Annotated in this window: 2 protein-coding genes; both read right to left on the bottom strand. The window is 61.1% G+C overall.

Translation table 11 applies throughout. The features are described from left to right. A partial coding sequence (locus tag EN964_RS36160) for an alpha/beta fold hydrolase (protein ID WP_164776540.1) occupies positions 1 to 250 on the bottom strand: 250 nt, incomplete at its 3' end. Positions 251 to 362: 112 nt separating this feature from the next. Then, positions 363 to 674, bottom strand: coding sequence for a formate dehydrogenase subunit delta (locus EN964_RS36155; protein ID WP_023811684.1), 312 nt, complete (start codon positions 672 to 674; stop codon positions 363 to 365). Between the last annotated feature and the right edge of the window lie 74 nt (positions 675 to 748).

Raw genomic sequence — 748 nt, 5'->3', positions numbered from 1 at the left:
TTTCGAGACTGGGCAGGTTATGCGCGTCGACGCGGTCGGACAGACCCGTGCCGCGCTTGTCGAACAGGATCAGCCGCGAGAATGCCGAAAGCCGCTTCAAGAGCCTGGTATAGCCCTCGTCTTCCCAGTGCAGGTCGAGGTTGGAAATGAAGCCCGGCACGAAGACCAGATCGAGCGATCCCTGCCCGACCACCTGATAGGCGATCCTCATATCGCCGCTACGGGCGTATCGCGTCTCGATCGGCCTCACGAGATTTCCACCCCGGCCTGACGATTTCTGGTCGTCAAACCATAGCAGAACAGCGCGGATGCGGCAGCTTAAACTTTAGCGATGACGAATGTAAGCCGGCGCGGCTTGGCGATTATTCCTGCGAGGCGGCGACGTCGGCAGGGGAGGGCTCGAGTCCGAGTTTGAGGTCGGCCGCAGCCGGCGTGATCGGCCGCCTGATCCTGGCGGAGGCGGCCACCACCAACTCGTTGAAGTTCCCGGTGCCGTCGTCCAGCATTTCGAAGAACTGCCGCCGCATCCTCGGCTCCCAGAACTTGTTGATGTGCTCGGCGACGCCGGCAATGCCTTCCTCGCGCGGCTTGGAATGGAAGAAATCGGCGATCTGGTTTGCCATGCGCACCAGCTTCTCGGCGGTGCTCATAATGTGTTCTTCGTCATGCGACATGCTTGGCAACTCCGCAAACCACCCGGTCGGGGTGGGTGAAAATATCAAAATCGTCGCCGCGAACCAGCGCCACC

The sequence above is a fragment of the Mesorhizobium sp. M7A.F.Ca.CA.001.10.2.1 genome (assembly GCF_003998575.1).
Classification (GTDB): Bacteria; Pseudomonadota; Alphaproteobacteria; order Rhizobiales; family Rhizobiaceae; genus Mesorhizobium.
Note: the sequence above shows the minus strand (reverse complement) of the source record. Positions and strands in the feature narration are given on the sequence as shown.

Excerpts from the sequence above, each read along its gene's own strand:
- EN964_RS36155 (WP_023811684.1), bottom strand. The coding sequence starts at position 674 with ATGTCGCATGACGAAGAACACATTATGAGCACCGCCGAGAAGCTGGTG.